This is a genomic window from Chondromyces crocatus (assembly GCF_001189295.1).
GTDB classification, from domain to species: domain Bacteria; phylum Myxococcota_A; class Polyangia; order Polyangiales; family Polyangiaceae; genus Chondromyces; species Chondromyces crocatus.
Map to the genome: position 1 here is coordinate 1,239,600 of NZ_CP012159.1, position 17,348 is coordinate 1,256,947.

15 protein-coding genes are annotated in these 17,348 nt (G+C 71.0%); 9 read left to right on the top strand and 6 right to left on the bottom strand.

Annotated features, from left to right (window positions below):
- Window positions 1–12: 12 nt before the first annotated feature.
- From CMC5_RS04715 to CMC5_RS04735, 5 genes are all read right to left on the bottom strand, one after another.
- On the bottom strand, window positions 13–492 hold the full coding sequence (locus CMC5_RS04715) for a hypothetical protein (RefSeq protein ID WP_050429293.1): 480 nt from the start codon (window positions 490–492) through the stop codon (window positions 13–15).
- 45 nt (window positions 493–537) lie between these two features.
- Window positions 538–1,923: a hypothetical protein gene (locus CMC5_RS04720; protein WP_156338207.1), complete on the bottom strand. Its 1,386-nt coding sequence runs from the start codon at window positions 1,921–1,923 to the stop codon at window positions 538–540.
- A gap of 5 nt (window positions 1,924–1,928) precedes the next feature.
- Window positions 1,929–2,372, bottom strand: a complete 444-nt coding sequence (locus CMC5_RS04725) for a hypothetical protein (protein ID WP_050429295.1) — start codon at window positions 2,370–2,372, stop codon at window positions 1,929–1,931.
- A 1-nt stretch (window position 2,373) separates the two neighbouring features.
- On the bottom strand, window positions 2,374–4,869 hold the full coding sequence (locus CMC5_RS04730; RefSeq protein WP_050429296.1) for an Hsp70 family protein: 2,496 nt from the start codon (window positions 4,867–4,869) through the stop codon (window positions 2,374–2,376).
- Between the two features lie 82 nt (window positions 4,870–4,951).
- Window positions 4,952–6,115: a bestrophin family protein gene (locus tag CMC5_RS04735; protein WP_050429297.1), complete on the bottom strand. Its 1,164-nt coding sequence runs from the start codon at window positions 6,113–6,115 to the stop codon at window positions 4,952–4,954.
- Window positions 6,116–6,292: 177 nt separating this feature from the next.
- Between CMC5_RS04735 and CMC5_RS04740 the strand changes: the two genes are divergently transcribed.
- The 9 genes from CMC5_RS04740 to CMC5_RS04780 all read left to right on the top strand — a co-directional run bounded on the left by CMC5_RS04740 (window position 6,293) and on the right by CMC5_RS04780 (window position 16,850).
- Window positions 6,293–7,618 (top strand): cytochrome ubiquinol oxidase subunit I, encoded by a 1,326-nt coding sequence (locus CMC5_RS04740; RefSeq protein WP_050429298.1) that lies wholly within the window; start codon window positions 6,293–6,295, stop codon window positions 7,616–7,618.
- Window positions 7,608–8,621, top strand: coding sequence for a cytochrome d ubiquinol oxidase subunit II (locus CMC5_RS04745; RefSeq protein ID WP_050429300.1), 1,014 nt, complete (start codon window positions 7,608–7,610; stop codon window positions 8,619–8,621). Before CMC5_RS04740 ends, CMC5_RS04745 begins: the two co-directional genes overlap by 11 nt.
- 122 nt (window positions 8,622–8,743) lie before the next feature.
- Window positions 8,744–9,628, top strand: coding sequence for a hypothetical protein (locus CMC5_RS04750; RefSeq protein WP_050429301.1), 885 nt, complete (start codon window positions 8,744–8,746; stop codon window positions 9,626–9,628).
- A 197-nt stretch (window positions 9,629–9,825) separates the two neighbouring features.
- Window positions 9,826–11,256: a DUF2252 domain-containing protein gene (locus tag CMC5_RS04755; protein WP_050429302.1), complete on the top strand. Its 1,431-nt coding sequence runs from the start codon at window positions 9,826–9,828 to the stop codon at window positions 11,254–11,256.
- 771 nt (window positions 11,257–12,027) lie between these two features.
- Window positions 12,028–12,732 (top strand): DsbA family oxidoreductase, encoded by a 705-nt coding sequence (locus CMC5_RS04760; RefSeq protein WP_218920228.1) that lies wholly within the window; start codon window positions 12,028–12,030, stop codon window positions 12,730–12,732.
- 9 nt (window positions 12,733–12,741) lie between these two features.
- Complete coding sequence (locus tag CMC5_RS04765; protein ID WP_050429304.1) at window positions 12,742–14,316, top strand: hypothetical protein; 1,575 nt, start codon at window positions 12,742–12,744, stop codon at window positions 14,314–14,316.
- Window positions 14,317–14,405: 89 nt separating this feature from the next.
- Window positions 14,406–15,434 (top strand): hypothetical protein, encoded by a 1,029-nt coding sequence (locus CMC5_RS43990; RefSeq protein ID WP_050429305.1) that lies wholly within the window; start codon window positions 14,406–14,408, stop codon window positions 15,432–15,434.
- 556 nt (window positions 15,435–15,990) lie between these two features.
- On the top strand, window positions 15,991–16,398 hold the full coding sequence (locus CMC5_RS04775; RefSeq protein ID WP_082362242.1) for a group II truncated hemoglobin: 408 nt from the start codon (window positions 15,991–15,993) through the stop codon (window positions 16,396–16,398).
- Between the two features lie 272 nt (window positions 16,399–16,670).
- Entirely contained in the window at window positions 16,671–16,850 is a 180-nt protein-coding gene (locus tag CMC5_RS04780; protein ID WP_050429307.1) for a hypothetical protein, read from the top strand.
- Window positions 16,851–17,014: 164 nt separating this feature from the next.
- On the opposite strand, the gene CMC5_RS04785 is transcribed toward CMC5_RS04780, so the two are convergent.
- A complete protein-coding gene (locus CMC5_RS04785; RefSeq protein WP_063796483.1) occupies window positions 17,015–17,302 on the bottom strand; it encodes a GlsB/YeaQ/YmgE family stress response membrane protein in 288 nt (95 codons plus the stop codon).
- Window positions 17,303–17,348: the final 46 nt, after the last annotated feature.

The window sequence follows — 17,348 nt, forward strand, 5'->3', positions numbered from 1 at the left end:
GGGTGGCGCACCTCAATCGATCGCGAAGGACAACGTTTCTTCCTCGAAGACCTCGTTCGTCTCGAGGTCCTCGAGGAAGACCGTGATCTTATACTTCCCTCTGATCCAGGGACCCGTACGGATCGGAACGGTCGGTGAGGCCGGATCGGGTGCCCCGAGCAACTGGATGTCGATTCTTCGCTCGCCATCGAGCTGGTTCCGGCTGGGACGCGGATGAAGTGAGCCCTGATAGCTGAGGGCGTTACCGCCGGGTTCATCGGGCGTGCTGGCCCTCCAGCTCAGCGTGTACCGCAGGCGGGTGTTCACGCCGCCGCCCTGCAGGACGACGATGCAGTGAATCTCGTCGAAGTCCTGGAACGTGGTGGTGCCGAACTCACCGTTGCCGTCCCGCGACATGTACACTTGCATCGTCGGCGCGCAGCCGGCGGCGATGAGCGTGGAGGCGGCCAGCGCGAGCGACGCGAGCGATCTCCTGGAAAGAACGAGCGCCATGACGGCCTGGACGATATCACCGTGCCGCGCTCACCAGAAGACCGCTCACACCCCGCAGTCCAGGTTCTTCCGGGCCAGCTCCGCCGCGCGCTCGTCGCCCACCGCCTCGGCCTCGGCGAGGAGCCAGCGGAACATTCCGTTCGACAGCGCACGTTGCCCTCGCTGGTTGAACAGCCACACCGCCAGATGGCAGACGTCGCTGTTCACCTTGGGGAACGCCAGGCGCCGCAGCTCCATCCCGGCCAGCGATGCAGCCTCCTCGTAACGCGCGCGCAGCGCCATCCACGCCCGCCACTCGTCGGGTGCGGGCAGCTCACGCGCCTCATCGACCCGCTCCCGCAGCCGCCCCGCGATCAGCTCCAGCTCCGCGAGCAGCTCGTCCCGCAGCCGCCGGTGCGACCGAGAGAGCGTCTCTCCGAGATCCTCCCAGGCCGCGCGCGGGATTCCCGCGCCTCGGATGAGCGACACCATGTCCTCGATCACGGCGCCGCGCATCGCCGCGACGGCCACCTCCGCCCGCGTTGCCCCGATCGCCTGTGCGCGCACCCGCACCTCGGCGACCGCGGCGTCCTCGTCGAAGACCGCGTCCCATGCGCCGCCCAGCCGGCGCAGATCTTCGCCGGACACGCCCCCATCCCCCTTCAGGAGCGTCGTCGCGTGCAGCGCCACCGCGCGGCCCCAGAGATCGCCCTCGACCACCGGGACCGCGTGCAGCTCGGGGGACGCGGCGGGCTCGTCCCGCTCGAAGCGCGGCCCGAGCGCCCTTCGCACGAGCGGCAGCGTCGCCGCGTGGTGGGGCGCCATGAGCCAGTACAGCCACAAAGGAAGGTCGGAAGCCCCTTCGGCCCCGGCGAGCAGCCGCCGGGCGACGGCCCCGAGCAGCCGCGCGTCGCCGCTCTGCCAGAGCCTCACGGGGCAGAGCGCGGCGACCCGCTCCCAGTCTCCGCGCGATGCGGCCTCGGCCGCGAGCCACCGCGTCGCCACCTGACGCGCTACCGAGGGACAGGCCCGTTCGTCGAGGAACGACAGGCTCTCGAAGAGCGCGCGGGCACCCGCTCGATCCCCGCGGTGGGCGGTGAGCAGCGCGAGCGCGGCGATCCCTGCACCCCGAAGCGGCGCGATCATCCGCACCACGACCGGCTCTGCCTCGCCCAGGGCGGCTTTCGCGAGCTCGTCCGGGTCCACCCACGGCACGGTCGCGACGAGCTTCTCTTCGAGCCAGGCCGCCGTGTCCTCGTCGTGCCGTCGGGACCGGCTCAGTGCCCACGCGCCGGCCAGCACCGCGCCACCACGCCGGTCTGCGGCGAACACCCAGTCCGCGAGCGACGTCGCGTGGAAGGCGAGCCGTGCGAGGCCCAGCGGGATCAGCACCCACCGGATGACCAGCCCGGGACCCAGCAGCGCCAGGAGCCCTGCGACCAGCGCCGCCACCCCCATCATCGCCGGCTCCCGCGGGGCGCCCAGCCGAAGACCTCCAGCGCCTCGGCGAACGGCGCGCGCGGATCCTCCCGCGCCTCGGCGCGCGCCACCTCCGCCGCCATCGCCAGAAGCTCCTCTTCCTCGGCGTCGGCGGGCATCTCCCCGCCCGCCGCGCCCGTCGCCCCCGAGGTGGCCGGCGCGAGCCTGGCCCACAGCTCGTACCCGAGGCGCTTCTCCGGATCCCGCAGCTCCGCCATCGCGCGCCGCACCTTGTCCGCCGTCCGCTCCCCCGGCCCCACGGGCGTCGTGTAGAGCGCCGCGCTCGCGAGCTGTAGCTCCAGCATCCCCAGGAGCTTCTGCCCCTCGCGCTCCACCTCCATCCGGCTCGCCGTGGGCCGCAGCCCGAGCACGTAGAACGGGTTCTCGCGGATGCGTCGCAGCGCCTCGTCCTCGTGGCCCATTTCAGCGCACCCCCGAGTCGTGCCCCAGCCGCCGCTTCTGCACGTCCACTGGCAGCAGCTTCCAGATCTGCTCGGTGATGGAGCGCAGCGCCGGCATGTCTCCTCGCTCGAGCGCCTGCCGCCCCTCCAGCACCAGCCCCTGCGCGCGCACCAGGTCCGTCGCCTGATCCACCTCCGACGCCGCCTCCTCGAAGGCCCACTGCCATGCCTTCGGGTGTCGATAGAACGCCGCGTTGCTCAGGTTGCGCACCAGCCGGAGCTGACGCTGAAGCTCCACCGCGTTGCGCTCCGCCCGTGCCCTCGCCACTGCCTCCGCGGCTTCCCCGAGGAGCTGTTGCTCCATCTTCGTCCCGTGCTCCCCGATCCAGTGGGACGCCGTCGACAGTGCGATCTGTGCCTCCGACGTGAGTTCCGGCCACCGCTTCTCGCTCTCGGCCTCTTCCAGCGTCACGTCCAGATCCAGCAGCGTCCGTCGCGCCTTCTGCCCTGCGTCGGCGTCTCCTCCACGCGCTGCCTCCACGTCCCGCTCCACCTCGGGCAGTGCGCACTCGACATAGGTCAGCTTGCCGAGTGCGTGGGCATCCTCCCGCCGCAGGGCGTCCCGCTTCAGCGCCCGGAGCCGCGATCGCATCGCCGCGAGCGTCGCGTCGAGCACCTCCACCGCGGCGTCGGGCACGAGCAGGTGCGCCACGTGCTCGAAGACCAGCCCCTGCGCCGGGATCAGCGCCCGCGCCGACAGGTGCCCTCCACGGTCCAGCTCCAGGGTCAGCTCCACCGAAGACCCCGCCGGCAAGCTTGCCTTCAGCCCCTCGCCCTTGATCTCCAGCGTGCCCACCACCCGACACTGGTGCGCCAGCTCCATCTCCCCCTGCACCACCGGGATCTTGAGCAGATGACCCCCGCTCCCCTTGGCCACGCTCTCCACCGTCTGGTGCACGAACGTCCGCTTCGCCGGCAGCGGCGCCCCGCGCTCGAAGTACACCCGCACCGAGTCGTCCGCGAGCGCCACGCCGATGGTCCGGGACAGCGGCGGATCGCTGATGGTCAGCCCTTGCACGATGGTGATCGTCGCCGGGTGCACCGGCACGGGCGCCCCCGTCGTCGACCTCGCCTCCAGCCGGAACACGTTCGGACGGCGCGGCAAGAGCTCCGCCGACACCACGAACGCCCCCTCCGCGTCCAGCTTCGCCTCCACGCTCTCCCAGAGCCCGTCGCCGCGCACGAGCCGGATCGACGCCAGCGCGCCCTCGTCCTTCTCGCCGCCGCGCTTCGCCCCCGGGTTTCCACCGTCCACGCGCCGACCGATCACGTGCGGCATCAGATCGCTCGTCATCGCCGGGTACTGGAGCCAGAGCCGGTGCGCCGCTTGCGCCTCGGCCTCCTTCGCCTCGGTGCGCGCCTCGAGCCCCGCCGTCGCCGCGTAGAGCGCCGCCCCTTGCGCCACCAGCGTCATCGGGTCGAGCCCCTCGCCGAACGGCGCGCCGAGCGCCTCCTTCACGCGCGACCGCACGACGGGCATCACCGTCGGGCCGCCGACCAGCACGACCCGCTCGAGCTGCCCTGGCGCGAGCCCGTGCGCCGCGAGCAGCCGCCGGCACACCTCGATCGAGCGATCGACGATCGGCGCGCACAGCGCCTCCAGCGTCGCCCGGTCGAGCGTCAGGTCCACGTCGATCGACTTCCCCTCCACCTCGAACAGCTCCGGCAGCGACAGCGACGCCTCCCGCGCACGCGTCAGCTCGATCTTCGCGTCCTCCACGAGCAGCTTCAGCTTGCGCACCCCGGCCGCGAGCGTTGCGTCGGAGCGGCTCAACGTCACCCCGTGCGGGCGCCCGAGTTCTCCAAGCGCCCAGTCCACGACGGCCCAGTCGAAGTCGCGCCCGCCGAGGAAGTTGTCCCCGTCGTGCCCCACCACCCGCAGCAGACCATCGCGCGTCTCCAGCAGCGACACATCGAACGTCCCGCCCCCCAGATCGTAGACCAGCCAGCTCCCCGTCTGCTCCTCCGCCGACCACCCGGCGGCGAGCGCCGACGCCACCGGCTCCTGGATCAGCTCCACCCGCTCGAACCCTGCGAGCCGCGCCGCCTCCGAGGTTGCCGCGCTCTGCGGCAGCTCGAACAGCGCCGGCACCGAGATCACCGCCCGGCTCGGCGCCACCCCGAGCTGCTCGGCGATGTCCGACCGCAAGGACTTCAGCACCTCGGCGGAGAGTTCCTCCGGCTTTCTCGTCACCTTCGCCGCCGAGAACGAGAGGGCCTGCGCCGTCCCCATCAGCCGCTTGAACTCGCCGCGCGTGTTTTGTGGATCCGTCTCCAGGAGCCTCCGGGCGCGTGCGCCCACCGTCACCGCCCCCTTGCCGTCGATCCGCACCACGCTCGGGGTGAGCGTCGCGCCCTGCGCGTTGCGCACCAGGGTGAGCTGATCCCCGTCGAACACGGCGGCAGTGGAGTTCGTGGTGCCGAGGTCGATGCCTACGTAGAGGGGCCTTTGCGACATCGAGGGCAATCATACCCCGGACCCGCCCGGACGCGAGACCGGGGCTGGATCGAGGCGCGCTCGCCCTCGGGTGCCCCCGCCCTCAGTACAGCATCCCCTTCATCGGCTGGAGTGGCGCCGGCAGCGCCGCCTCGCCCAGCATCTGACGCAGGTTGATCTCGATCGTCCGGCACAGGGACGTCATCGGTATGTCGCTCACGTCGTCCTCGAAGGGCGTCTCGATGTCGCGCCCGATGGCGTCCATCGCGATGAAGAGGAACGCCACCGTCGCCGTGACCGCGGCGGTCATCCAGCCCAGCTCACTCACCACGCTGAGCGGCACGAGCAGCAGGTACACGCGCACCATCGCCCGCGGCAAGAAGTCGTATTGCCGCGGGATGGGCGTGTTCTTGATGCGCTCGCACGCGCCCAGGATGTTCGTCAGATCGGTGAGCGACCCGTCCATGGCCACCAGCCGGAACACGTCCTGGGGGCTCGCCTCGCGCCCGTAGATCCGTCGCAGCCGCGTGCCCATCCACACCAGGATCGCGGCGGGCACGTTCTGCTCCTGACGCAGCGCGTCCAGCACCGCGGGCCGGAAGAAGTTCTCGATCTGCGGGATGGGATCCTGGCGCCGCAGATGGCACCGCAGGGCGTGGACGAAGCCGATCTGCGCGTAGATCAGGTCCCTGCCGTTCTCGACGACCTTCTCCATCGAGCCGGCCGCCGCCTCGTTCCGTGCAGCGCGGCCCAGCTCGAGCGACGCGCGGATCTTCCGACGGCTGCTCGGCTCCAGCAGGTCCAGCGCCTTGCCCACCTGATCGCGCACCGCCCCGTCGCTCGATCGGCCGTAGACGCTACTCGGGATCCCGGGCGGCTCCTCGTCGTCGTCGCCTTCGACCATCGCCGCCGTCTGCAAGAGGCGCGATGCCGGGATCGCCTCGTCCTGATCGCCAGGCTCACCGCTCACCTGGGTGGGCAGGAAGATGAGCACCTGGCGCGCGATGGAGCGCGAGGTGTTCACCAGCCCTCCCCACAGGGTCCGCGCCTCCCACCAGCGGTCGTAGGCGTTGTTGTTCCGGAAGGCGAGCAGCACCCCGAGCGCCGCGGCGAGCACCGAGACCGGAAGCTCCGGCACGGACAGCCAGGTGTACCCGAGCAGCTTGTAAGCAGCGGCCACGGACGTGCCGAACAGCACGTGCAGGATCACCGGCAAGCCCGTGTACCGAAGGACGATCCGGGCAGACAGCGTGCGGCTGACGATCACGGTGTGACTCCTCGACCAGAGAGCATGAGCAGAGGCCCGAAAGCATGACCAGGAAGGCGGGCACCGCCATGCACAATCCTCACCAGCGGATCATCGCAGCCGTCCGGGCGTTCCGTGCATACGGTGCTCCCTGGTTGATTGCCTAAGAACCTCCCCTAGAGGAGAGTCACCGTCGCCATGGACCTGCTCTACGCGCGTGCTCAGATGGGCCTGTCCCTCGCCTTCCACATCATCTTCGCGGCTGCGGGGATCGCGCTGCCGCTGCTCATGGTGATCAGCGACCTCAAGGCGCGGAGGACGGGGGATGCCGACTACGCGGCGCTCAGCCGCAAGCTCGCCAAGGGCACGGCCATCCTGTTCGCCGTCGGGGCGGTCAGCGGCACGGTGCTCTCCTTCGAGCTGGGGCTGCTCTGGCCCGAGTTCATGGGCACGTATGGTCAGGTCATCGGGCTGCCATTCGCGCTCGAAGGGACGGCGTTCTTCACCGAGGCCGTCTTTCTCGGCATCTACCTCTACGGCCGCGACCGGATCTCGCCGGGGCTCCACCTGTTCTCCGGGATCATGGTGGCCTTGAGCGGCGCGGCGAGCGCGTTCTTCGTCACCCTGGTGAACGCCTTCATGAACCACCCCACGGGCTTCACCCCGTCGCCGGACGGGCCGGTCGACATCGACCCCATCGCGGCGATGTTCGGCCCGAGCTGGCCTCACCAGACCGTGCACACCTTGCTCGCGTGTTATCAGGCGAGCGCCTTCGCGATGGCCGGCATCCATGCCTGGGTCTTGCTCCGGCACCCCGGGTCGACGTTCCACCGGAAAGCGCTCAGCGTCGCCTTGCCGCTCGCCTGCGTCACCGCGCTCCTCCAGCCCGTCGTCGGTGACCTCTCGGCCAAGCACGTCGCCACGGCGCAGCCGGTGAAGTTCGCGGCGCTCGAGGGCCTGTTCGAGACCCGGAAGGGGGCGGGCCTCAGCCTGGGGGGCATCCCCGACGTGGAGACCGCCACCACGCCGTACGCAATCGAGATTCCCAAGGCGCTCTCGGTGCTGGCGTTCGGCGACCCGAACGCGGAGGTGAAGGGGCTCGAAGAGTTCCCCCGCGCCGACTGGCCCCCCGTCGCCAAGGTGCATCTCTCCTTCCAGCTCATGGTCGGCACGGGCAGCGTCATGGCCGTGCTCTCGGCGATCACCCTGTTCCTGCGCTTCCGGCGCAAGGCGTGGCCCGACGGCCGGCGCCTGCTCTGGGGCTGGCTGCTCTGCGGGCCGCTCGGGGTCGTCGCGATGGAGGCCGGGTGGCTGGTCACCGAGTGGGGCCGGCAGCCCTGGATCATCCGTGGCGTCATGCGCACCGCCGACGCGGTGACGCCGGTGCCTCATCTCGCCGCGCCGTTCTGGACCTTCACCCTCGTCTACGCCTTCCTCGGCGCGATGGTGGTGTTCCTCCTCGTGCGTCAGGTGTCGGGCACCTTGCCGGGCCGCGCGGCCTCGGAGGCGTCTCATGGAGGGTGAGCTGTGGCTCGGCGCGGCGATGGTCGCTGCGTTCGTCCTCTACGCGGTGTTCGGGGGAGCCGACTTCGGCGGTGGCGTGTGGGATCTGCTCGCTTCCGGCCCGCGCCGGGAAGAGCAGCGCGCGCTCATCGCCAAGGCCATCGGCCCGGTGTGGGAGGTGAACCACGTCTGGCTGATCATCGGCGTGGTGCTCCTCTTCGCGGCCTTCCCTCCGGCGTTTGCCGCCGTCTCGGTGGCGCTGCACGTGCCCTTGACGCTGTTCCTGCTCGGCGTCGTTTTCCGGGGCACGGCCTTCACCTTCCGCACCTATGACGCGCGCGGTGACGCCGTACAGCGCCGCTGGGGCCGGGTGTTCAGCATCGCCAGCATCCTCTCGCCCGCCCTGCTCGGCGCTTGCGTGGGCGCGGTCGTGAGTGGCGCGATTCGTCTCGAGGGGCGCGTCGTGGTGAGCGGCTTCTTCGGCGCCTGGCTCTCGCCCTTCGCTCTCTCGGTCGGCGCGCTCGCCCTCTGCCTCTTCGCGTTCCTCGCGGCGGTGTATCTGACGGCGGAGACGCAGGAGCGGGACCTGCAAGAAGACTTCCGCCGGCGCGCGCTCTTCGCGGGGATGGCCGTCTTCGTCGCCGCCTTCGGGGTGCTGCTGCTCGCACGGAGTGGCGCACCGCGGGTGTGGTCGGGCCTCACCTCCTCGCCCTTCGCGCTCCTGCTGCACGGAGCGACCGCGGTGGCCGCCGTGGCGGCATTCGCGCTGCTGCTCGCGCGGCGCTACTGGCCAGCGCGCATCGCGGCGGCGGCGCAGGTGGGCCTCATCGTCATGGGCTGGGCGGCGTCGCAGTACCCGTTCCTCGTGGTGCCCGACATCACCGTGCAAGGCGCCGCCGCGGCCCCTGCCATCCAGCGCGTCCTGCTCTGGGCGCTTGCTGCGGGAGCGCTGCTCATCGTGCCGTCGCTCGTGCTCCTGCTGCGCGTGTTCCAGTCCTCGGACCGGGAAGCGTTCCGCGACTGACGCGGTTGCGGCGGTCGCGGCGGTCGCGGTGGTCTCGCTGCGTCTCGTGGTGGCGCGAGAGGTCCTGCCGATGGCGCGGCGGGTCACTTCTTTCGGCGGAGGCTCCCGGTATCCCTGCGCGCATGGCGAAGGCACGCATCCAGACGGCTCCACAGATGGTCATCCACGGTCGGCACGAGCACGCGGGGGCCCGCGCGGTCACCGACTGGAAGTCGAAGGACCTCGCGTGCTCCTTTTGCGGGGAGAACATCGCGTGTGTGCAGGTGTCCTCGTTTCCCGTCGAGGTGCAGCACATGCCGATCTTCGACGGCCTGGGTCAGGAGTTCGGGTCTCTGTCCGCCGACCGCATCGACAGGCGCTGCGCCAAACTCGCGAAGTTCACCGCCGCCGCGGCGCCGCTCTCCGCGTGGGACAACCTGACGGTCCTCGGCCGCTCGCCGAAGCCGGCCGCTCCCCAGGGGACGCCTTCACCATCGGAGGGCGATGGCCAGAAGATGTTCGCGCTCGTGCTGGCCGCGAGAGAGGACTGGCTCTCGGCCATCCGCGCGGCGCTCTCGGGACCCCTCGCCGTGGCGGCGGTGCTCCACCTGGGGCTGCGTGAGCCATGCCGGGCGGCATGGCAGTTCAACCCCGCGCTGCCCGTCGATCCAGAGGTCGTGAGCGCCTACGAGGCGCACCGCAGCGGGAAGACGACGTCGTTTTTCGTTCGGTCGCCGGAGCTCGAGGTGAAGCGCACCGAGATCTTGCTCGACGCCTGGGCCGATGCGCGCCCCGAGATCCAGGACGCTGCCGTGAACTCCCTCACCGGCGGTCCTGCGGGCTACTCCCAGCACGGGGTGCTCGAGCGCTGGCAGGGTTTCACCCGCGCCCAGAAGGCGCGGGCGATGGAACTCCATGCGAAGGACAAGCGCGGGCTCGAGGACGGGACCATCGCCACGCTGTCGCGCCCGCTGCGCACGTCACACCTCACCAACATCGGCAACGTGATCGGCGCCATGAAGGGCTGACACCGCCCTGCCATCGGCGCTGCGTGGGTATGGGGGCATCGGCGGGTTGCATCGGTGGGGGCAGCCGCGCATCCGCAGGGGCGCACGGAGACGGGAGGGCGGTGTCGAGGACGGTCCTGCGCGCGCCCGAACCCTCTGACACGGGACTGTCGCGCGTCTGATGCGGGGCCCTTGCGGTGACCGCTTAGATCCAGAGCATGAAGGAAGCGCGCGCGGCTCGCGGTGGGCTCGGCCTCGTCACGTCCATCGCGGTCCTCTCCTGCCTCGCTGGTTGCGCCGTCGACGCGGGCGGCGAGTTTGCCGACGACCCGATGCCAGTGCGGCCCCTCGCCGTCGCCTCGCGCACCGGCGACGTCGCCGCCGAGATCGACGCTGCCAACGAGGCCCTCCATCCCGACGTCCGTGCCGAGAAGTACGCCGCCATGAGCGCGTCGCCCTTCGCGTTCTTCCGCGGCTCGAACCATCTCTACTGGCGCGATCTCGGCGCCTCGCCTGCGCGGTTCCCCTACGGAGGTCAACCGAGCACCCGGGCCGTGCTCGCTGGCGACATGCACGTCGACAACATGGGCGCCTTCGACGACGCCGAAGGGAAGGTCGTCTACGCCCTCAACGATCTGGACCAGGCCGTCCTCGCCGACTACCAGCTCGACGTCTGGCGCCTGGCGATCAGCATCGTCCTCGTCGCGCGTGCCAACGGGGGCTTCACGTCTGCCGACGAGGCCACCGTCGTGGATGCCTTCTCCGAGGCATACCTCGACGCGATGAAGGCGTACGCGGCGAGCGACGCGGAGCGGACGCGCACGTTCACCGAGGCGACGACGTACGGCAGGCTCAACGACTTCCTCGACGACGTGAGAGACAGGAAGTCGCGCAAGAAGATGCTCGACGAGTGGACGGTGAAGCAGAGCGGCGTCCGCGTTCTCGCCACGGCCAGCCACCCGGACCTCGGGCCGGTCACGCCCGAGGTCGAGGCGGAGCTGCGCGCACAGATCCCCGCGTACCGCGCACGGCAGCTCGGCGGCTCCTCACCCCCGGCGAGCCACTTCCAGGTGAAGAGCGTCGCGCGTCGTCTCCACGCCGGGCTGGGCTCTCTGGGCGTCGCGCGGTACTACGTGCTCGTCGAGGGGGCGTCTGCGTCTCAGGACGACGACCGCATCCTCGACGTCAAGGAGCAGCCGCTCGCTGCGGCTTACGAGTACGTCGGCGGGGAGCAGGTCGCGGCGACCGAGGCGCTCTGCGCAGGCAACCAGGCGCTCCGCGTGGTGCTGGCACACGGCGCGCTCGGTTACCGGGTCGATCCCTTCCTGGGGTGGCTGCGGCTGTCGGACGGGGAGCACTACAGCGTGCGCGAGCGCTCTCCGTGGAAGGCGACGTTCCCGACCGAGGAGCTGACGAGCCTCACGCGCCTGACCAAGCTGTCGGAGCAGTGGGGCGAGGTGCTCGCGGCGCACCACGCGCGCAGCGATCGGGACTGGGATGCAGGGATCCAGCCTCATGATCTCGATGCGACGATCAAGGCGCGGAGCGCCGGTGACCACGCGGGTTTCCGCGCGCTGGTGCGGTCGATCGCGATCCCGTATGCGGACCAGGTGGCGCTGGATCACCAGAGCTTTCTGGAGCGGTTTTGAGGGGCGGGCCGCTGCGGCAGGGGGTCGGCAGCGGGTGGGCGAAGGGCGTGGGCAGGTCTGGCGCCGTCCCTGGGTCGCCTGGAACTGACAGGAGACCACCGGGAATCGAGAAAAGGTAGCCGGGGACACGGTGGGAGCGCCGGGAATTGAGCGGAGACCACCGGGAATCGAGAAAAGGTAGCCGGGGACACGGTGGGAGCGCCGGGAGTTGAGGGGAGAGCACCGGGAATTGAGGGGAGAGCACCGGGAATTGAGGGGAGAGCACCGGGAATTGAGGGGAGAGCACCGGGAATTGAGGGGAGAGCACCGGGAATTGAGCGGGGACCACCGGGAGCTGACTTGAGACCACCGGGAATTGAGCGGGGACCACCGGGAGCTGACTTGAGACCACCGGGAATTGAGCGGAGAGCGTCGGGAGTTGAGCGGAGAGCGTCGGGAGCTGACTGGAGAGCACCGGGAGCTGACCAGAGAGCACCGGGAGCCGGCGGGCGAGGGCCGCGAGGTGCAGGTCGAGCGGGGGAAGTGGACTCGGCCGAAGGAAGTCGGGATCGGGGAGGTCCGCGGCTCGTCGTGTCGCAGGAGAGCATCTCATGGAGATGAAGGGGCACCGGGAGCGAGCTGGAGAGCGCGGCGTCGCCCGTGATGGGAGCGGCGAGCCCGAGGTCGTGCCTTCCCTCGTCCGGTTGCCGCGCAGGGGACGGCAGGAAGCAAAGCGCGCGTCCGCACCTCTGGCGGTGACCGAGGTGTGCTCGACCTGCTTAGATGCTGTGTATGAAGGTCGAGATCTGGTCCGATGTCGCCTGCCCCTGGTGCTACATCGGCAAGCGGCGCTTCGAGCGCGCGCTGGCGCAGTTCGAGAACGGAGAGCAACTCCAGGTGAGCTGGCGCAGCTTCGAGCTTCAGCCGGACGCGCCCCAGGTGCGCGAAGAGAAGCTCGTGGCGCTGCTGGCGCGGAGCAAGGGCATGAGGCCCGAGCAAGCCGAGGCGCTCGTGGCGCACGTCGCGGAGGTCGGTCGCGAGGATGGGCTCACGCTGGACTTCGACCAGGTGCGGGGGGCGAACACGTTCCTCGCGCATCAGCTGATCCATCTGGCAGGGGCGCATGGGCTGCAGGATGCGGCGAAGGAGCGGCTGCTGCGCGCTTACTTCAGCGAAGGGGCGGTGGTGAGCGAGCTGGAGACGCTGGTGCGGCTGGCGGTGGAGATCGGTCTCGACGAGGGGAGCGCGCGAGAGGCGCTCACGGGCGGCACGTTCGCGGAGGCGGTGCGCGCGGACGAGCAGGAGGCGCGGGAGCTGGGTGTGCGTGGGGTGCCGTTCTTCGTCCTCGATCGGCGGTATGCGGTCTCGGGGGCCCAGCCGGTGGAGGCGTTTCTGGAGGCACTCCGCGCGGCGTGGTCCGACGCGCACGAGCGCACGGAGGCGGGTGGTGAAGCGGGGGCTGCCTGCGGAGCCGACGGCTGCGACGGTCCTTCCTGAGCGCGGTCGATGTGCGCGCGCTTCTGGGACTGGACGAGGGCGTCACGGGGCGTCGAGGGCGCGCTGGTCGGCAGTGTGCTGGTCGGCAGCGTGCTGGTCGGCAGCGTGCTGGTCGGCTGCTCTCGGGAGACGGCGAGGGACGGTGAGGACAGGTCCGGCGGGTCGACCGTGGCGTCTGCACCGACATCGTGGTCGGGTGGCGGGGAGCGCAAGCGCGGCGAGTTCGCCAGCGCGTCGTCGGCGGGCGTGGTCGAGCGGCCGGGCGTCGGCGTGGCGCGTGTGCTGGTAGAGGGGATCGCGAGGCCGTCGACGCCGGCTTCGAGGGGCGCCGCGGCGTCTGCGTCTGCGGCGTCGCCACCGCCTTCGGGGTCGTCGTCGGCCTCGGCGCTCGCGTCGACGTCGTCGGCTCTCACGTCGGTCTCCGCGTCCTCCGCCACGACGGCGTCCTCGTCGTCGCTCGCAGCGCCGTCGGTGTCGCCGTCGGCGTCTCCATCCGGATCTACGTCGTCCTCCGTGGCCGCGTTGCTGGTGCCTTCGCCGTCGCTGTTGCCGGTCGCGCCGACGTCGCCCGTGCCGGTGGCGTCGGCGGGTCCGGGGGCGGCGCCGCGAGGGACGCCGTTCCAGGGGCTTCTCGGCGCTGCGTTCGACGCCATCGCGCAGGAGGCGATGGTGCTGGTCGGGGACACCGAGAGAAACACCTGGGCGGTGCGCGTCGACGCCGAGGGGCGGCCGCTCGGGTCACCGGTCGCCGTGAACCTGCCGCACGACCGTTTCTACCAGGACCAGATGGGCAGGGTCGGGGGCGCCTGGTTCGCGATGGCGGAGGACCTCGTTCGCCTTTCGGGCGCGCGAGCGGGGGAGCGTCTGCCCGATCTTGCGCCGCGCCGTTCTTTGCTCACCTCGGTGCTGGTCTCGGAGCCCGGGGCGCTGAGCGTCTTTGCGCTCGCCAACGCGGACGATGCGCTCGTGCGGGGCGCGCCGCCCGGCCTGGCGCGCGATGAGCTGGTGCTCACCGTGCGGTCCATCGACCCGGACGTGGGCCTGCGGGGTGAGCCGTCCGTGGTCGCCGATTTCCTCGTCGACGGTGTGCCGCGGGTCCCGCTGCCGGTGCGGCTCGTGCCCGATGGTCTGGGCGGGGTGGTGGTCGTGGGGTCGAACAGCGCGCTCGACTTCGTGGTGGCGCGGCGTGATGCCGCCGGGCGCTGGGGAACGCCGTGGGTCGCGGGGCCGAGCCTGCCCACCCTCCATGCCGTGTTCAGGGGTGAGGTGGCGGTGCTCGGGAGCCCGCCGGAGGCGCTCCTCGACGTGACGAGCGGGATGCGCACGCCCTTCGAGGCGGAGGCGCGGTCCCTGCTCTCGGCGAGCTTCGGGCCGCTGCTCGACGAGGGGCGCGTGCTGGATGGGCGCGGGGCGCTGTGCCGGCTGCCCGACGGGGTGCGCGAGCGGCTGTCACGCCATGGGTCCGCAGCAGGGCCGTGCGAGGGCGCGATCGCGACGGGGGTGCGGCGCGCGCTGCTGTTCTGTCGGGACGCGGTGGAGGGAGAGGGCCGTCTCGTGCTGACGGTGAGGGCCGTTCACTACTGATGGGACGGATGGGCAAAGAGATGGCGCCGTGGAGATGCGGTGTCGCGGCGTTCGCGGTGGGGAGATCTTGCGGGGAGGAGGGCTAGCGCATGGCGACGCGTCGTGGGGCTTCATCGTCGAAGGCGTCCTCTCCGAAAGCTGCGTCGCCGCGCGGTGCGTCGTTCGATGCGAAGCTGGCGAGGATCCGGGCGCTGGAGGGGGAGCCCGCGGTGGTGGCGGCGGCAGAGCTGAAGCGGTTTCTCGGGGAAGCGAGCGGGTACCTGGTGGGTGAGGCGGCGCGGGTGGTGGCGGCGCTGGAGCTGAGCGCGCTTTCGGGGGATGTGGCGGACGCGGTGCTGCGGTTCGTGGCGGCGCCGGCGGAGGCGGACAAGGGGTGCTTCGGGAAGCGCGCGATGGTGGAGGCGCTGATGGCGCTGGATGCGTCGGCGCCCGAGGCGTACCTGGCAGGGCTGCGGCACGTGCAGAAGGAGCCGGCGTACGGGGGGCCGGTGGATACGGCGCCGTCCTTGCGGGGGATGTGCGCGCACGCGCTGGTGGAGATGGACTTCCGGTGGGCGGCGCTGGAGATCGCGCCGATGCTGCACGATGCGGAGCCGGTGGCGCGGGTGGCGGCGGCCGAGGCGCTGGCGAGGACGGGGGAGGTGCTGTGCGCGGCGGCGCTGCACGTGAAGGTGCTGTCGGGGGACGCGGAGCCGGAGGTGCTGGGGGCCTGTTACAAGGGGCTCCTGGCGCTGGATGCGCGGCGGTACGTGCCGCTGGTGGCGGAGGCCCTTCGGCAGGGGGAGGAGCTGGCGGCGATCGCGCTGGGGGAGTCGCGGTTGCCCGAGGCGCTGGGGGTGCTGGAAGAAGCGGTGGCGGGGGCGGCGACCGGGAAGGGGACGGGGCGGTTCCTGGAGGGGGTGATGCTGGGGGTGGCGCTCCTGCGGTCGGATGAGGGGAATGCGTTCCTGGTGCGGTGTGTGGCGGAGGGGTCGGAGGCGAAGGCTGCGGCGGCGCTGGGGGCACTGGCGCTGCACCGGCACGATGGGCGGCTGGTGGGGCACGCGCGGGAGGCGGTGGCGCAGCGGGGGTCGGCGAAGCTGCGGGGGGTGCTGGAGGAGAAGCTGGGGGCGGCGTGAGCGGCGGCGTGATGAGGGGGGTCAGGAGGGCGGCGTGAGCGCAGGCGTGGGGGATGGCGTGGCCGCCTCGGTGGGGCGTTGCGCGTCCAGAAACGGGTATTGCCTGCGCGAGTGAACGCGCGCCACGGAGGATGAAGGCACGGGGGAACGAGCACACGCTTCCTGTGTTCTCCTGTCTCTCGCTGCTTCCCTTGCTCCCGTCGTGGGCCGGTCGAGTTCGCGCAGTGATGCCCATCCGGATGAGTCGGGCATGCGCACTCCGAGCTGGTGCTGCGCCTCTGGCGTGCAGCCTTTCAACGGCGCATTTCAGATCTGAATGTCGTTCGAGAGGGCGTCTGTGCAAATCACGAGAACCTGGTCCGCGGAGCGTGGCACAGGGGCTGCAATAGCCGTGGACAGCGCCGTACGGGTCCTAATCCCCCCCCAGGGCCTGTGTGGCGCGCTAACTCGCACGCCGTGAGTCCTCGTTCCCCCCCCCCCGAGGCCACGGCGTGCTCTTTTTTTGTCTGCCGTGCGGGGCTCCAGCGCGCGCCGAGACGCGCTAGACGAGCCGGTGATGTCGGCGCCCGAGTCTCTGTTCAATCCCTTCGAGGCCATCGGCGGTGAGGCCGCGGTCCAGAAGCTGGTGGAGCACTTCTACGACGCGATGGAGCGGCTCGAACCCGAGCTGACCCGCCTCCACGAGTGCGACGAGCACGGCAAGATCTCGCGCGGGAGCCGGGACCGGTTCGCGCTGTTCTTGATGGGGTGGCTCGGTGGTCCCCAGCTCTACATGGAGCGCCACGGGCATCCGAGGTTGCGCATGCGTCACGCGCGGGTCCCGGTCGGGACGGGCATGCGCGACGCCTGGCTTCGCGCGATGAAGGTCGCCATGGACGAAGTCGGGGTGGAGGGAGAGCTGCGGGCGTTCCTCGAGCCCCGCTTCGCCGAAGTCGCCGACTTCCTGAGGAACCGGCCGGGCTGACCTGCGTCGGCTTCGCCCGCCTTGCGGCCGATTCCCACGATGACGCAGGGGTCTGTCCCCGGTTTGCTCAGTCGGCGCGCGACGCGGACGGTGAGGTTGGCGCTCCGCGTTGTCACGTTGCGTCAAATCGATTGCGGAGGTGGTTCCGCTCCGTTAAGCACCCGCTGGCTGACGGAGCGCTGCGGATGATCTCTCGACGAGTGCGGGTTGCGGAGTGGGCGAGTCCTGTCGGCGAGGCAGCAGAAGCCGCGGTCATGGCGAGGTGCGCTCCGATGGATGGGCGGCACTTGCAGGCCATCGCTGCACTCCGTGAGGAGCTCGAGCGGACGGTGGATGGGCGTGAGCGGCGCCGGTTCTCGCGGGCGCTGTGCGAGGCGACGGCGCGGCTCGGGGCGATGATCGAGGACGCGGCGCGTCTGCGTGCGTGCGAGGAGCGCGAGTACCTCGTGTAGTCTTCCCGCTGGTCGCGTTCCTGCGGGCGCGGGCGACAAACGCGGTCACGCCGGTGGGAGGGCCCTCGTGAAGGGATGTGTGCGGGGCAGCGTCTTGGGCTGCGCGTTCACATCCGTGACGAAGGCCTTCCTACCGGCGCGACGAGGCGGTGCCAGGGCGTGCGTCAGAGCCGTGTTCGATAGGCCGCCCGTCTGGTCATGGCGAGGACGGCCAGGAGCACGATGGCGCCCAGGATCGCCCAGAAGACTTCGACGGTGTAGCCGTCGATCGTGACGCCGAGGAGGGACGGGAGCCCCACCCAGCGCGCCAGCGACGTGCCGATCAGCGCGCCCAGGAAGCCCACCACGACGGAGCCGAGGAAGCCCCCCGCGCTGAAGCCGACGATCATCTGGGCAATCGCGCCGCACAGGGCGCCGACAAGGATGAGCAGCAGCAAACCGACCAGGGTCATGATGTCCTCCGTCGAGAGGACTTTGCAGCGCATGTGCCAGCGGACG

Excerpts from the sequence above, each read along its gene's own strand:
- CMC5_RS04750 (WP_050429301.1), top strand. The coding sequence starts at position 8,744 with ATGGCGAAGGCACGCATCCAGACGGCTCCACAGATGGTCATCCACGGT.
- CMC5_RS04760 (WP_218920228.1), top strand. The coding sequence starts at position 12,028 with ATGAAGGTCGAGATCTGGTCCGATGTCGCCTGCCCCTGGTGCTACATC.
- CMC5_RS04785 (WP_063796483.1), bottom strand. The coding sequence starts at position 17,302 with ATGACCCTGGTCGGTTTGCTGCTGCTCATCCTTGTCGGCGCCCTGTGC.
- CMC5_RS04730 (WP_050429296.1), bottom strand. The coding sequence starts at position 4,869 with ATGTCGCAAAGGCCCCTCTACGTAGGCATCGACCTCGGCACCACGAAC.
- CMC5_RS04740 (WP_050429298.1), top strand. The coding sequence starts at position 6,293 with ATGGACCTGCTCTACGCGCGTGCTCAGATGGGCCTGTCCCTCGCCTTC.
- CMC5_RS04715 (WP_050429293.1), bottom strand. The coding sequence starts at position 492 with ATGGCGCTCGTTCTTTCCAGGAGATCGCTCGCGTCGCTCGCGCTGGCC.
- CMC5_RS04780 (WP_050429307.1), top strand. The coding sequence starts at position 16,671 with ATGGATGGGCGGCACTTGCAGGCCATCGCTGCACTCCGTGAGGAGCTC.
- CMC5_RS04765 (WP_050429304.1), top strand. The coding sequence starts at position 12,742 with ATGTGCGCGCGCTTCTGGGACTGGACGAGGGCGTCACGGGGCGTCGAG.
- CMC5_RS04725 (WP_050429295.1), bottom strand. The coding sequence starts at position 2,372 with ATGGGCCACGAGGACGAGGCGCTGCGACGCATCCGCGAGAACCCGTTC.
- CMC5_RS04745 (WP_050429300.1), top strand. The coding sequence starts at position 7,608 with ATGGAGGGTGAGCTGTGGCTCGGCGCGGCGATGGTCGCTGCGTTCGTC.
- CMC5_RS04775 (WP_082362242.1), top strand. The coding sequence starts at position 15,991 with ATGTCGGCGCCCGAGTCTCTGTTCAATCCCTTCGAGGCCATCGGCGGT.
- CMC5_RS04755 (WP_050429302.1), top strand. The coding sequence starts at position 9,826 with ATGAAGGAAGCGCGCGCGGCTCGCGGTGGGCTCGGCCTCGTCACGTCC.
- CMC5_RS43990 (WP_050429305.1), top strand. The coding sequence starts at position 14,406 with ATGGCGACGCGTCGTGGGGCTTCATCGTCGAAGGCGTCCTCTCCGAAA.